The sequence below is a fragment of the Streptomyces sp. NBC_00285 genome (assembly GCF_036174265.1).
In the GTDB taxonomy this organism is placed as follows: Bacteria; Actinomycetota; Actinomycetes; order Streptomycetales; family Streptomycetaceae; genus Streptomyces.
The window spans coordinates 9,401,288-9,414,006 of the sequence record NZ_CP108055.1; the positions used below are offsets into that span (position 1 = coordinate 9,401,288).

The window sequence follows — 12,719 nt, forward strand, 5'->3', positions numbered from 1 at the left end:
ACGTCCCGGCAACCCAGTTGAAACCTTTCACGACGCAGTGAGGTCCGTCCCGCCGGCGTCGTCGAGGAGCCCCCAATGACCCACCCGTCCACCACGGGTCCGGCCCCGGTACTCGCGCTCAAGGACATCTCGAAGTCCTTCGGCGCGGTCCGCGCCCTGCGGGACGTCTCCCTGGAGCTGTTCTCCGGGGAGGTGCACGCCATCGCAGGCGAGAACGGCGCGGGCAAGTCGACCCTCATCAAGACCCTCGCAGGAGTGCACCGGCCGGACGCCGGCCAGGTACTGCTCGACGGCGAGCCGGTCGTCTTCCACGGCCCGGGCGACGCCCGCGACGCCGGTATCGCCGTGATCTACCAGGAGCCCACGCTCTTCCCCGACCTGTCGATCGCCGAGAACATCTTCATGGGCCGCCAGCCCCGGCGCGCCCTCGGGCGGATCGACCACAGGGCCACGCACGTCGCGACCCTGGCCCTGATGCAGCGCCTCGGCGTCGAGCTCGACCCCGACCGCCCGGCACGCGGCCTGTCCATCGCCGACCAGCAGATCGTCGAGATCGCCAAGGCGCTGTCCTTCGAGGCCCGCGTCCTGATCATGGACGAGCCGACCGCGGCCCTGACCGGCAGCGAGGTGGCCCGCCTCTTCGGCGTCGTCAGGGCACTGCGCGAGCAGGGCGCCGCCGTCCTGTTCATCTCGCACCGCCTGGAGGAGATCTTCCAGATCTGCCGGACGGTCACCACCCTGCGCGACGGCGCCTGGATCTCCAGCGAGCCGGTCGAGGGCATGACCGAGGACGACCTCGTCCGCCGTATGGTCGGCCGCGACCTCGAAGAGCTCTACCCGAAGCAGGACGTGCGGCCGGGCGAGGTCGCGCTCACGGTGAGCCAGCTGACCCGGGAGGGCGTCTTCACCGACGTCTCCTTCGAGGTCAGGCGCGGTGAGATCGTCGGCCTCGCCGGGCTCGTCGGAGCGGGCCGTACCGAGGTCGCCCGGGCGGTGTTCGGCATCGACCGCTGGGACGCCGGCGAGGTCGCCGTGGACGGGAAAGCGCTGGTCAACGGCGCGCCCTCCACCGCGATGGCCGCGGGACTCGCCCTGGTCCCCGAGGACCGGCGCGCCCAGGGCCTCGTGATGGACATGTCCATCGAGCGGAACATCGGCCTCACCGGACTCCGTACGACCGTCAAGGCCGGCCTCATGGACCGCGGCGCCGAACGCAGCCGCTCCCTCGACTGGGCCGTCAAGCTTCAGGTGAAGTACGCCCGGATCGCCGACACCGTCAACACGCTGTCGGGGGGCAACCAGCAGAAGGTCGTCCTCGCCAAGTGGCTGGCCACCGGCCCCAAGGTGCTCATCGTCGACGAGCCGACCCGTGGCATCGACGTCGGCACCAAGGCCGAGGTGCACCGGCTGCTCAGCGAGCTGGCCGCCGACGGGGTGGCCATCTTGATGATCTCCTCCGACCTGCCCGAGATCCTCGGCATGGCCGACCGCGTGCTCGTGATGCACGAGGGCCGCCTCGCCGCCGAGATCCCGCGCTCCGACGCCACCGAGGAAACCGTGATGGCCGCAGCCACCGGGAGGGCCGCCGCATGACGGTGACCACTCCTCAGCAGGCCCCTCCCGCGGAGGTGCCCAAGGCCGGTGCCACCCGGCTCGTCGACCGCGTGTTCAAGATGCGCGAACTCGCCATCCTGGCCGTCTTCCTGGTGATGATCGTCGTCACCCAGATCGGGAACAGCGACTTCCTGTCCGAACAGGGCATCAAGGACCTGCTCCTCAACGCCACGATCCTCGTCCTGGTCGCCACCGGCCAGTCCCTGGTCGTCATCACCCGCAACGTCGACCTGTCGGTCGGCTCCACACTCGGCATCACGGCCTTCGCCGCCGGCACCTATCTGCAGGGCGGCGGGAACCCCGTCCTCGCGGTGATCCTCGCGATCCTGCTCGGGATCGGCTGCGGCCTGGTCAACGGCCTCCTCGTCAGCCTCGGCCAGGTGCCCGCGCTGGTGGTCACCCTCGGCACGCTGTACATCATCCGGGGCATCGACTCCATCTGGGTCGGATCCCGCCAGATCACCGCGGCGAACCTCTCCAACGGGTTCATCGACTTCGGCTCCGGCGGCATCTCGGCCGTGCCCTACCTGGCCCTGATCGCGCTGGCCGTCCTCGTCGCCACCGCCTACTACCTCAAGCACTTCGGCAGCGGACGCGAGCTGTACGCACTCGGCTCCAACCCCGAGGCCGCACGGCTCGCCGGCATCCCGGTGCGCAAGCGCATCCTGGCCGCGTACACCTTCTGCGGCGCCCTGGCCGGTCTCGCCGGCGCCATGTACCTGGCCCGGTTCGGCAACGTCGACTCCGGCACCGGCACCGGCTACGAACTGACCGTCGTCAGCGCGGTCGTGGTCGGCGGCGTCGTCTTCACCGGCGGCTCCGGCAGCGTCTACGGCGCCGCCCTCGGCGCCCTGCTGCTGACCTCCATCAACAGTGTGCTGCCCGCCCTCGGCGTCAGTTCGGTCTGGGTGCTGGCCATCAACGGCATCCTGCTCATCCTCGCCATCGCGGTCGACCGGGTCGTCGCGCTGCGCGTGGCCTCCGCCCTGAAGAAGAGGAACGCCCGCCATGCCTGAGTCCTCCGGCCGCGCGAGCCGCTGGTCCCTGAGGTGGGACGGGGCTGTCGGCGCCCTGTTGGTCGTCGTCCTGCTGCTGTCCTTCACGACGGTCGACGGCTTCGGCAACGCCCTCAACCTGTCGTTCCTGATCGGGAACACCCTGCCGATCGCCCTGATCGCCCTGCCGATGACCCTCCTGGTGGTCTCCGGCGAGATCGATCTCTCCGTCGCCTCCACCGCCGGACTGTCCGGCTCGGTGATGGGCGTCCTGTGGAACCAGGGCCTGACGATCGAGATGATCATCCCGATCTGCCTGCTGCTCGGCGTGGTGTGCGGCCTGGTCAACGGCCTGCTCGTCACCCGGCTCGGCCTGCCGTCCCTCGCCGTCACCATCGGCACCCTCGCCGCCTACCGGGGCATCGCGCAGATCGTGCTCGGCTCCGACGCGGTGACCGACTTCCCGACGCAGTACCTGAACTTCGCGGCCGGGCGGATCGGCGACACCTTCCTCCCGCAGGCCTTCCTGCCCTTCCTCGTGCTGTTCGCGATCGCCGTGGTCGTCCTGCACGCCACACCGTTCGGACGGTCCACGTTCGCGACCGGTGCCAGCGAGGAGGCCGCACGGTTCGCGGGCATCCGGGTCAAGCGCCAAAAGCTCATCCTGTTCACGGTGACCGGGCTGATGGCCTCGCTCACCGGCATCTTCTGGGCGCTGCACTACGCCAGCGCCCGCTACGACAACGCGACCGGGCTCGAACTGTCCGTCATCGCCGCGGTGCTGCTCGGCGGCATCGACTTCGACGGAGGCAAGGGCACCCTCGGTGGCGCCATCGCCGGCGTGTTCCTGCTGGGCGCCCTGCAGAACGTCATGAGCCTTCAGGACGTCTCGGCGCAGTCCCAGATCGTCGTCACCGGCGTACTTCTGGTTCTCTCCGTGCTCGGCCCCCGGGTCGCACGGCAGATCGCGGTGGCGAGGGCGGGCCGCAGAGCCGCCTCGACTCCGGCCCCCTAGCTCCCACCCGACCCGCCCTGCAACCCCCGCTCACCCTCGTAAAGGACCCTCATCATGCGCAAGTCATCGATCCGTCGTGCCTGTGCGGCCCTCGCCGCCGGAACCTCTCTCGCTCTCGCCCTGACCGCCTGCGGCGGAACCACCAAGAAGGACGTGCAGGACGAGGGCGCCTCGGCCGCCTCGACCGCCAAGGCCGATCCGAACGCGGCCACCAAGAAGGGCCTGACCGTCGGCTTCCTGCCCAAGCAGGTCAACAACCCCTACTTCACCTCCGCCGACAAGGGCGGCGAGACGGCCCTGACGGAACTGGGCTCGAAGTACAAGGAGGTCGGCCCCTCCAGCGCCACCGACACCGCGGGCCAGGTCTCCTACGTCAACACGCTCACCCAGCAGCAGGTCAATGCGATGGCCGTGTCCGCGCAGGACCCGGGCGCCCTGTGCACCGCGCTCAAGCAGGCGATGACCAACAAGATCAAGGTCGTCACCTACGACTCCGACACCAAGCCCGAGTGCCGCAACGCCTTCGTCTCGCAGGCCTCCGCCGAGGACCTGGGCCGCACCGAGGTCCAGCTGCTCGCCGAGCAGATCGGCTACAAGGGCGAGATCGCGATCCTGTCCGCCGCACAGACCGCGACGAACCAGAACACCTGGATCGACTTCATGAAGGAGGAACTGAAGGGCGACAAGTACAAGAACATCAAGCTCGTCAAGGTCGCGTACGGCAACGACGACGCCCAGCAGTCCTTCCAGCAGACCCAGGGCCTGCTCCAGGAGTACCCGAACCTGAAGGGGATCATCTCCCCGACCACCGTCGGCATCAAGGCCGCCGCGCAGTACCTGTCCGGCTCCAAGTACAAGGGCAAGGTCAAGCTGACCGGCCTCGGCACCCCCAACGACATGCGCAAGTACGTCAAGAACGGCACCGTCGAGGGCTTCGAGCTGTGGGACCCGGCGAAGCTCGGCGCGCTGGCCGCGCAGACGGCCGTCGCGCTGGTCTCGGGCCAGATCTCCGGCAAGGAGGGCGAGACCTTCAAGGCCGGCGGCACCACGTACACCATCGGCAAGGACGGCGTGATCAACCTCGGCAAGCCGACCGTGTTCGACGCCAAGAACATCGACCAGTTCAACTTCTAGGTCAGTTCGACTTCCAGGCCCTGGAGGGTCGTTGATGCAACGCGTGTGCTTCCTGCTGAAGGTCCGTGCGGACCGTCTGGACGAGTACCGCGAGCGGCACGCCGCCGTGTGGCCGGAGATGCTTCAGGCGCTCTCGGCCACCGGCTGGCACAACTACTCGCTCTTCCTGCGCGAAGACGGCCTGCTGGTCGGCTACTTGGAGACCGAGGACTTCGCCGCCGCCCAGGCCGGCATGGCGGCCGCCGAGGTCAACGCCCGCTGGCAGAAGGAGATGGCGCCGTTCTTCGAGTCGCTGGACGGCGCCCGCCCCGACGAAGCCATGAAACCGCTCACCGAAGTGTTCCACCTCGCCTGACCGCACCCCCGCTCGACCCTCGCCGACAATGGAGTCCCCCGAGATGAAGAGACGTACGCTGCTGAGCGCAGCCCTCGCCGGAGCCGTGATGACCCCTGCCTTCACCAGCGGCACAGCCCGCGCCGCCGACCCCGGTCCCTCCGTCACCCGCACCGGCACCACCACGCTCGACACCCAGGCCGTCTTCTTCGTGTCCTACGACGGCCTGGTCAACAACAACTCGTTCCAGAAGAACGGCCTGTTGACCTACAAGGGCTACCAGTACGCGGTCTGGTACACCGCCGACAAGAACGCCGTCGTCGGCCGCCGTGTCCTCGGGGGCAGCACCTGGTCCACCGTCCAGGTCGGCCACACCCTGAAGTCCAGCGACTCCCACAACGTCATCTCCATGGGCGTCTCCAAGGTGGACGGCCGCCTCCACCTCAACATGGACTCCCACAGCGACGGCTTCACCTACGTCAAGTCGGTCGCCGGCCTCATGGACAACCCGGCCGGCCTGAGCTGGACCGCCGCCCGCTTCGGGTCCCCCCAGTCCACGCTGGACGGCGTGGCCCTGACGAGCCAGTTCACCTACCCCCAGTTCGTCTCCACCCCCGAGGGCAAGCTCCAGCTCAGCTACCGGGTCGGGATCTCCGGCAACGGCCGCAACGCCCTCGCGGAGTACGACGGTTCGAGCTGGACCAACCTCGGCGAGTGGTCCGCCTCCACCGGCACCTACACCAGCGAGCACGGCTCCAGCACGGTGCGCAACATGTACCTGCACGGCATCGACTACGACAGGAACGGCCGGCTGCACTCCTTCTTCACCTGGCGCGAGCAGAACGGCGCGGTGATGTGCTCCAGTGGCGGCATCACCAACCACGACACCGGCTACGTCTACTCCGACGACCGCGGCCGCACCTGGCGCAACGCCGCCGGGACGGCGGTCGGCACCACCGGCGGCTCCGACAAGGTCACCGTCGGCGAAACCGGCCTGGTGGTCGACGCGCTGAACCCGGACCACTCCCTGATGAACCAGGAGAGCCAGTTCACGGACTCCGCAGGCCTGCCGCACGCGATCATCTCGTACGTGCCCGGCCGCTTCGGCCAGTGCACGACCAACTACGTCTCCGACCGCACCGCCAACGGCCGCGCGTTCCACCTGCGCAGGAACTCCTCGGGCAGCTGGCAGAAGACCGAGATCCCGGTCGCTCTGGGCTCCAGCCAGCGCACCAAGCTGATCCTGGACAAGTACGACAACGCCTACGCGATCTTCCCCTTCGGCCGGATCGCCGCCGCCTCCAAGGCGTCCGGTTACACCGACTGGACGGTCCTGTTCGACGGCAGCGGGCTGAACGCCTTCGGCGAGGTCGTGATCGACGAGATGCGGGTCGCCCAGGACAACGTGCTGTCGTTCATGTACCAGGAGAAGTCCACCGGTACGACGACGCCGTCGGCACTGCACGTCGTCGACTTCGCGCTGCCCGCCTGATCGTGACCGGTGCGGGGACGGCCTGACGATAATGTGAAGGTCGTCCCCCCACCCCTCGTCTCCTGGAGGTCCCTGCCCGATGGCCCAGTCGGTGGGTATCAAGGACGTCGCCCGTGCAGCCGGAGTCTCCGTCGGCACGGTCTCCAACGTCATCAACCGCCCGGACTCCGTCGCCACGGAGACCCGGGCGCGCGTCCTGTCGGCGATAGACCGGCTCGGATACGTCCGCAGCGAGTCCGCACGTCAGCTGCGCGCAGGCCGCAGCCGGATCATGGGCCTGCTCGTCCTCGACATGGGCAACCCGTTCTTCGTCGACGTGGCGCGCGGCGCCGAACGCGCCGCCCGCGACGACGGCCTCGGCGTGATGGTCTGCAACAGCGCCCAGAGCGCGAGCGAGGAGGCCGAGTACCTGTCCCTCTTCGCCGAACAGCGGGTCCGCGGTGTGCTGCTGACCCCGAGCGACGCGTCCGGCCGCAACATCGAATCCTTCCGCCGCCACGGCATCCCCTTCGTCCTCGTCGACCGGGTGGCCGAGGGCACCACCGAGTGCTCGGTCTCCGTCGACGACGTGGCCGGCGGCGCCCTGGCCGTACGCCACCTCGTGGACGCCGGCCACCGCTCCATCGCCTATGTCAGCGGCCCGCCCGGCCTCAACCAGGTCCGCGACCGCCGCACCGGCGCCCTGAACGCCCTCACCGAGGCGGGCCTGGACCCGCAGAGCCTGCGCGAGCTGCCCACCGAACGGCTCGACGTGGCCGCCGGCCGGGACGCAGGTGCCCGCCTCCTCGGCCTCGCCGACCGCCCGACCGCCGTGTTCTGCGCCAACGACCTCCTCGCCCTCGGTGTCCTGCAGGCCATGTACGCGGCCGGCATAACGGTCCCCGACGACCTCGCCATCGTCGGCTACGACGACATCGAGTTCGCCGCCGCCGCGGCCGTCCCGCTCACCTCCGTCCGCCAGCCCGCCGTCACCATGGGCGCCCTGGCCGCCGAACTGCTCCTGGAGGAGACGGAGGCGGAGACCACCGGCAAGCGGCACGAGCACCGCCGCGTGGTCCTGCAGCCCGAACTGGTGGTGCGCCGCTCCAGCCTCGCGGCGCGCTGATCCGCGATTCAGTACGTCTTCATGATCGAAGAGGGTCGGACGGCGGCCGGACTTGTGCTGAACTGGGAAGCGTCCTGAAGAATCCGTCCGTCCCGGGAGCCCTGTTGACCGCGACCTACCGCCAGCCCGGCCTCGTCCTCACCGACCGGCGCTTCACCGTCCCCCTCGACCACGCCGACCCGGCGGGTGAGACGATCGAGCTCTACGCCCGTGAGGCCGTCGCGAGCGAGAGGGCGGGCCAGAACCTGCCGTGGCTGGTCTACCTCCAGGGCGGCCCGGGCTTCGGGGCGAACCGTTTCGTCGGCAAGGGGGGCTGGTTCGGCCGCGCCCTGAAGGAGTACCGCGTCCTCCTCCTCGACCAGCGCGGCACCGGCCACTCCAGCCCCGCGAACCGTCAGACGCTCCCGCTGCGCGGCGGCCCCGCCGAACAGGCCGACTACCTGGCCCACTTCCGCGCCGACTCCATCGTCCGCGACTGCGAGGCGATCCGCGCCCAGGTCACCGGCGGCGCCCCCTGGACCGTCCTCGGCCAGAGCTTCGGTGGTTTCTGCGCGACGACCTACCTGTCCACCGCCCCCGAGGGCCTCGCCGCCGCCGTCATCACCGGCGGTCTGCCCTCCCTCGACGCCCACGCCGACGACGTGTACCGGGCCGCCTACCCGCGCGTGGAGCGCAAGGTCGGCGCGCACTACGCCCGCTATCCGCAGGACGTCGAGCGGGCCCGCCGTATCGCCGACCACCTGCTCACCCGCGAAGTGACCTTGCCGAACGGCTACCGGCTCACCGTCGAGGCCTTCCAGTCCCTCGGCATCCTGCTCGGCGGCGGAGAGGGCAGCCACCGCCTGCACTACCTGCTGGAGCACGCCTTCGTCCGTACCCCGAACGGCCCGGAGCTCTCCGACGCGTTCCAGGAAGAGGTCCAGGGACTCCTCTCCTACGCGTCCCACCCGCTCTACGCCCTCGTCCACGAGGCGACCTACGGCCAGGACGAGCGGCCCACCGCCTGGTCGGCCGAACGTGTGCGCGCCGAGTTCCCGCAGTTCGACGCGGCCAAGACGCTCGCCGGCGACGAACCGCTCCTCTTCACCGGCGAGTCCATCCACCCCTGGCTGTTCGACTGCGACCCGGCCCTGCGCCCGCTGCGCGAGACCGCCGAACAACTCGCCGCCCGCACCGACTGGCAGCCCCTGTACGACCCCGCCCGCCTCGCCGTCAACGAGGTCCCGGTCGCCGCGGCCGTCTACCACGACGACATGTACGTCGACACGGCCCACTCCCTGCGGACCGCCCGCGCCATCCGCGGCCTGCGTACCTGGGTGACGGACGAGTTCGAGCACGACGGCGTCCGCGCGGGCGGCCCCCGGGTCCTCGACCGGCTGCTCGCTCTCGCCCGGAACGACGCCTGACGCGACCGGGGCGGCCGGTGAGGGACGGCATGCCCAGGAGGCCGTCGAGGCGGCCCGGCCCAGGCTCGGCCGCAGCGCCCCGGACCGGCCGCGCTCACCTGCCGCACGCGGCGGAACAGGAGGCGGTGTCGCCGACGCGGAGCCACCCGCCCGGCTCGGCTCAGGCGGCCACGGCCAGGGTGCCGAGCGGGCGGTGCGGGCTCACGACCCGCCCGTCCGGCAGGAGTTCACCGGTGCCGTCGAAGACGATGGTGCCGTCGGACAGCAGGCTCCAGCCCTGTTCGGGATGGGACGAGACGATCACCGCGGTGAGGTGGGAGACGCTGTCGACGGTGGGGCACGGGGGCTGGTGGCTGCACATGACGTCTCCTCGATGCGTTCGGCTCCTGCGTCTTTCGGCCGGTGTCTCTGTGGTAGCCGACTTTGTTTGCCGTTGGATGTGCAGACCCCCACACCGCGGCGGATTCATCGGTGAGTTCGGGTGCGGGCAGTGGTCGGGCGCGCGGTTAGGCTGGACGGTGATGCAAGAACAGATGATCGACCTGCGTGGCGACTGCGAGCGGTGCTTCGGCCTGTGCTGTGTGGCCCTGCCCTTCTCGGCCTCCGCGGACTTCGCCCTCGACAAGCCGGCCGGCAAGCCCTGCCCGAACCTCCGGGACGACCACCGGTGCGGCATCCACACGAAGCTGCGGGCCGAGGGCTTCACCGGATGCACGGTCTACGACTGCTTCGGCGCCGGACAGAAGGTCTCGCAGATCACCTTCGGCGGCCGGGACCGGCGCACCGCGCCGCCTGCGGAAGCCCGCCTGATGCTCGACGTCTTCCCCGTGGTGCGCCAGCTCCACGAACTGCTCTGGTACCTCACCGAGGCGCTCACCCTGACCGCGGCCCGCCCGGTCCACGCGGACCTGCGCCGCCTGCTGGAGCGCACCGAGGCGCTGACCCTGGGCACCGCCGAGGACCTTGCCGTGCTGGACGTCTCCGCGCACCGGCAGGACGTCAACGTCCTGCTGCTGAGGACCAGCGAGCTGGTGCGGGCCGGCATCGGCGGCAAGAAGAAGAACCGCCGGGGCGCCGACCTGATGGGTGCCCGCCTCAGGGGTGCCGACCTGCGGGGCGCCACTCTCCGAGGTGCCTACCTCATCGCTGCCGACCTCACCGGCGCCGACCTGCGGGGCGCGGATCTGATCGGTGCCGACCTGCGCGACGCCGACCTCACGGACGCGGACCTGACCGGCGCGTTCTTCGTCACCCAGCCCCAGCTGAACGCGGCCCGGGGCAGCGCCGGCACCCGGCTGCCGGACTCAGTCACCCGCCCCGCGCACTGGACAGCGCGCCTCTGACGGCGGGGCCTCGTCGAGTTCCGTCACGGTCCCGGTGGCGGGCCCGCCCTGTCGCCGTTCCAGGCGCAGCCGCAGCGCGTGCGGCATCAGCGTCAGCCGCTCGGTCACGGTGAGCCGGTAGTCGGGGTCGGCGAGGAGTTCGTAGCGGCGCAGCAGCAGGCCCAGCACCAGCGTCGCCTCATGGAGTGCGAACTGCCGCCCGATGCAGGCCCGTGCCCCGGTGCCGAACGGCTTGAACACGTGCGGGGGGCGCGACCGTACGGCCTTGGGGTCGAAGCGGTCCGGGTCGAACCGCTCGGCGTCCGCGCCCCACACCTCGGGATCGCGCTGCAGCATCGGTGTGAGCACCAGCGTCCACGCACCGCGCCGCATCGGGTACCGGCCGGCGAGCACCGTGTCCTCAAGTGCCTCCCGGGCGAACGCGGGTGCCGTGGGCCACAGCCGCAGCGACTCGTCGAGGACCCTTCGCACATAGCGGAGCTTCGCCACCTGGTCGTAGCCGGGCATCGAGGTGTCACCCCAGACGCGGTCCACCTCGGCCCGCGCGCGTGCCGCGACCTCGGGGTGGCGGGAGAGGTAGTGCAGGGCGAAGGAGAGCGCACCCGACGTGGTCTCGTGGCCCGCCACCAGGAAGGTGATGACCTGTCGGCGGACGTTTTCGGGGGACAGCCGCTCACCGGTCTCCGGGTGGGCCGTCTCCAGCATCCGGTCCAGCAGATCGCCGTCCCCGCCCGACGCACGCCGGGCCCGGACCAGGTCGTCGACCATACGGTTGAGGTAGGCGATGTCGGCGGCGTTGCGTTTCGCGGCACGCCTCAGCAGAGCGGCGAACGGTACCGAGTTGAGCCGCTGCGCATAGCTCAGCGTGCCCACCATCGCGGTCACGAAGGGATGCGGGAGGTCCCGCTCGAAGGAGCCGAAGTCATGGCCGAAGCCGGTGCGCGCGATGGTCTCCAGGGTCAGTTTGGTCATGTCCCCGGGCACGTCCACCGACCGGCCGGCGGCCAGTTCGCCGTCCCAGTGGTCGGTCAGGCGGCCGGCCACGGCCAGCATCATCGGGTGGTAGGCCTCCATCGCCTCCCGGCTGAAGCCGGGCGCCAGCACGTCGTGCGCCAGCTGCCAGTTCGGCTCGTGGTTGTACGCCGTGAACAGCCCGTCGCCGGCGACCGGCCGCAGGTTGGCGACCCCCAGGCCCACGTGCTTGGCGAACCGTGACTCGTCCGCGAGATCCGCCACCAGATCGGCGCCCCAGGTGAACACGAACTCCCGGTCGAAGGCCTTGCGCCGGTAGATCGGCCCCAACTGGCGGGCGAAGCGCAGTGAGTCCTGGAGCGGGGTGGCCCGGTTGACGCCCAGGACGTCACCGAGCAGCGGGAGCCGACGCGGCGGATGCGGAATGCGGTGCAGTTCCGGCCAGCCCAGCTCGGCACTGCGAAACCCCGTCGGCCGCGTGGCCGTCGTCGTCTCCGCCATGACGCGATCTCCCTTGATCCAGCGGCAGTTGAGCGCGTTGTACGTCGGTTCAATAGCGCGTCCAGTCTGATCCCCTTGTTGAACCGGCGTCAAGTAAAGTGCGGGCATGGCCGGGAAACAGGGCGAGCGCGTGCGCCGCAGGCTCAGCACCGGGGAGCGGCGGGAGCAGCTCCTGTCGGTGGGGGCGAGGCTGTTCTCGGAGAGTCCGTACGACGACGTGTGGATCGAGCAGGTCGCCGAGATCGCCGGTGTCTCGCGCGGACTGCTCTACCACTACTTCCCGACGAAACGGGACTTCTTCGCCGCGGTCGTCGAGCGCGAGAGCGAGCGGATGCTGGCCCTGACCGCGGCCGTGCCGGGTGTCCCGGTGCGCGAGCAGCTCTCCGCGGGCCTGGACGCCTACCTGGTGCACGTCCGGGCGCACGCGCACGGTTACCGGGCCTTCCACCGTGCCGACGCCGCCGGGGACCAGTCCGTCCGCAGGGTCTACCAGCGGGCGCTGGCGCTGCAGGAGCGGCAGATCCTCGCGGCGCTGGCCGCTGATCCGGAGTTCGGGGCGCAGGTGCAGGAGCGTGTGGACCTTCAGCTGGCCGTGCGGGGCTGGCTGGCCTTCACCACCGCGGTCTGCCTGGAGTGGCTGCGGGGCTCGGATCTCTCCAGGGAGCAGGTGCGCGATCTGTGCGCACGGGCGCTGCTCGGTGTCCTCGCCCTCTGATTCACACCCCTTCGCCCCGACCGGTGGGCGGCCGGTGGTTGGCTTCATCGCCGATCTTCGATAGGTTAGGCAAGGCTTACCTAAGGAGGCAAT

The 12,719-nt window shown here is 70.3% G+C and carries 12 protein-coding genes; 10 read left to right on the top strand and 2 right to left on the bottom strand.

The window, feature by feature from the left end; genetic code table 11:
- Positions 1–75: 75 nt before the first annotated feature.
- The 8 genes from OHT57_RS43070 (at position 76) to OHT57_RS43105 (ending at position 9,095) form a co-directional block, all read left to right on the top strand.
- Complete coding sequence (locus OHT57_RS43070; RefSeq protein ID WP_328752403.1) at positions 76–1,593, top strand: sugar ABC transporter ATP-binding protein; 1,518 nt, start codon at positions 76–78, stop codon at positions 1,591–1,593.
- Entirely contained in the window at positions 1,590–2,630 is a 1,041-nt protein-coding gene (locus OHT57_RS43075) for an ABC transporter permease (RefSeq protein WP_328752404.1), read from the top strand. Before OHT57_RS43070 ends, OHT57_RS43075 begins: the two co-directional genes overlap by 4 nt.
- Positions 2,623–3,624, top strand: coding sequence for an ABC transporter permease (locus OHT57_RS43080; protein WP_328752405.1), 1,002 nt, complete (start codon positions 2,623–2,625; stop codon positions 3,622–3,624). Before OHT57_RS43075 ends, OHT57_RS43080 begins: the two co-directional genes overlap by 8 nt.
- Before the next feature lie 54 nt (positions 3,625–3,678).
- Positions 3,679–4,758, top strand: a complete 1,080-nt coding sequence (rhaS, locus tag OHT57_RS43085; protein WP_328752406.1) for a rhamnose ABC transporter substrate-binding protein — start codon at positions 3,679–3,681, stop codon at positions 4,756–4,758.
- Between the two features lie 34 nt (positions 4,759–4,792).
- Positions 4,793–5,113 carry an L-rhamnose mutarotase gene (locus OHT57_RS43090; RefSeq protein WP_328752407.1) on the top strand — a complete coding sequence of 107 codons (321 nt, stop codon included), beginning with the start codon at positions 4,793–4,795 and terminating at the stop codon, positions 5,111–5,113.
- Positions 5,114–5,156: 43 nt separating this feature from the next.
- Complete coding sequence (locus tag OHT57_RS43095) at positions 5,157–6,584, top strand: BNR repeat-containing protein (protein ID WP_328752408.1); 1,428 nt, start codon at positions 5,157–5,159, stop codon at positions 6,582–6,584.
- A gap of 79 nt (positions 6,585–6,663) precedes the next feature.
- On the top strand, positions 6,664–7,689 hold the full coding sequence (locus tag OHT57_RS43100; RefSeq protein ID WP_328752409.1) for a LacI family DNA-binding transcriptional regulator: 1,026 nt from the start codon (positions 6,664–6,666) through the stop codon (positions 7,687–7,689).
- A 104-nt stretch (positions 7,690–7,793) separates the two neighbouring features.
- Complete coding sequence (locus tag OHT57_RS43105) at positions 7,794–9,095, top strand: alpha/beta fold hydrolase (protein WP_328752410.1); 1,302 nt, start codon at positions 7,794–7,796, stop codon at positions 9,093–9,095.
- 160 nt (positions 9,096–9,255) lie between these two features.
- Here OHT57_RS43105 and OHT57_RS43110 read toward each other — a convergent pair whose 3' ends face one another.
- The gene (locus OHT57_RS43110) at positions 9,256–9,456 is read right to left on the bottom strand and encodes a DUF5999 family protein (RefSeq protein WP_328752411.1); all 201 of its coding nucleotides are present in this window, start codon (positions 9,454–9,456) and stop codon (positions 9,256–9,258) included.
- A gap of 160 nt (positions 9,457–9,616) precedes the next feature.
- Between OHT57_RS43110 and OHT57_RS43115 the strand changes: the two genes are divergently transcribed.
- The gene (locus OHT57_RS43115; RefSeq protein ID WP_328752412.1) at positions 9,617–10,438 is read left to right on the top strand and encodes a pentapeptide repeat-containing protein; all 822 of its coding nucleotides are present in this window, start codon (positions 9,617–9,619) and stop codon (positions 10,436–10,438) included.
- On the opposite strand, the gene OHT57_RS43120 is transcribed toward OHT57_RS43115, so the two are convergent.
- Positions 10,400–11,911 carry a cytochrome P450 gene (locus OHT57_RS43120; protein ID WP_328752413.1) on the bottom strand — a complete coding sequence of 504 codons (1,512 nt, stop codon included), beginning with the start codon at positions 11,909–11,911 and terminating at the stop codon, positions 10,400–10,402. The two genes, OHT57_RS43115 and OHT57_RS43120, sit on opposite strands and share 39 nt — an antisense overlap.
- 106 nt (positions 11,912–12,017) lie before the next feature.
- On the opposite strand from OHT57_RS43120, the gene OHT57_RS43125 reads away from it, so the two are divergent.
- A complete protein-coding gene (locus OHT57_RS43125) occupies positions 12,018–12,626 on the top strand; it encodes a TetR/AcrR family transcriptional regulator (protein WP_328752414.1) in 609 nt (202 codons plus the stop codon).
- The last annotated feature ends 93 nt before the right edge of the window (positions 12,627–12,719 follow it).

Coding starts and splice junctions, on each gene's coding strand:
- OHT57_RS43110 (WP_328752411.1), bottom strand. CDS start 9,456: ATGTGCAGCCACCAGCCCCCGTGCCCCACCGTCGACAGCGTCTCCCAC.
- OHT57_RS43075 (WP_328752404.1), top strand. CDS start 1,590: ATGACGGTGACCACTCCTCAGCAGGCCCCTCCCGCGGAGGTGCCCAAG.
- OHT57_RS43125 (WP_328752414.1), top strand. CDS start 12,018: ATGGCCGGGAAACAGGGCGAGCGCGTGCGCCGCAGGCTCAGCACCGGG.
- OHT57_RS43100 (WP_328752409.1), top strand. CDS start 6,664: ATGGCCCAGTCGGTGGGTATCAAGGACGTCGCCCGTGCAGCCGGAGTC.
- rhaS (WP_328752406.1), top strand. CDS start 3,679: ATGCGCAAGTCATCGATCCGTCGTGCCTGTGCGGCCCTCGCCGCCGGA.
- OHT57_RS43080 (WP_328752405.1), top strand. CDS start 2,623: ATGCCTGAGTCCTCCGGCCGCGCGAGCCGCTGGTCCCTGAGGTGGGAC.
- OHT57_RS43120 (WP_328752413.1), bottom strand. CDS start 11,911: ATGGCGGAGACGACGACGGCCACGCGGCCGACGGGGTTTCGCAGTGCC.
- OHT57_RS43115 (WP_328752412.1), top strand. CDS start 9,617: ATGCAAGAACAGATGATCGACCTGCGTGGCGACTGCGAGCGGTGCTTC.
- OHT57_RS43095 (WP_328752408.1), top strand. CDS start 5,157: ATGAAGAGACGTACGCTGCTGAGCGCAGCCCTCGCCGGAGCCGTGATG.
- OHT57_RS43070 (WP_328752403.1), top strand. CDS start 76: ATGACCCACCCGTCCACCACGGGTCCGGCCCCGGTACTCGCGCTCAAG.
- OHT57_RS43090 (WP_328752407.1), top strand. CDS start 4,793: ATGCAACGCGTGTGCTTCCTGCTGAAGGTCCGTGCGGACCGTCTGGAC.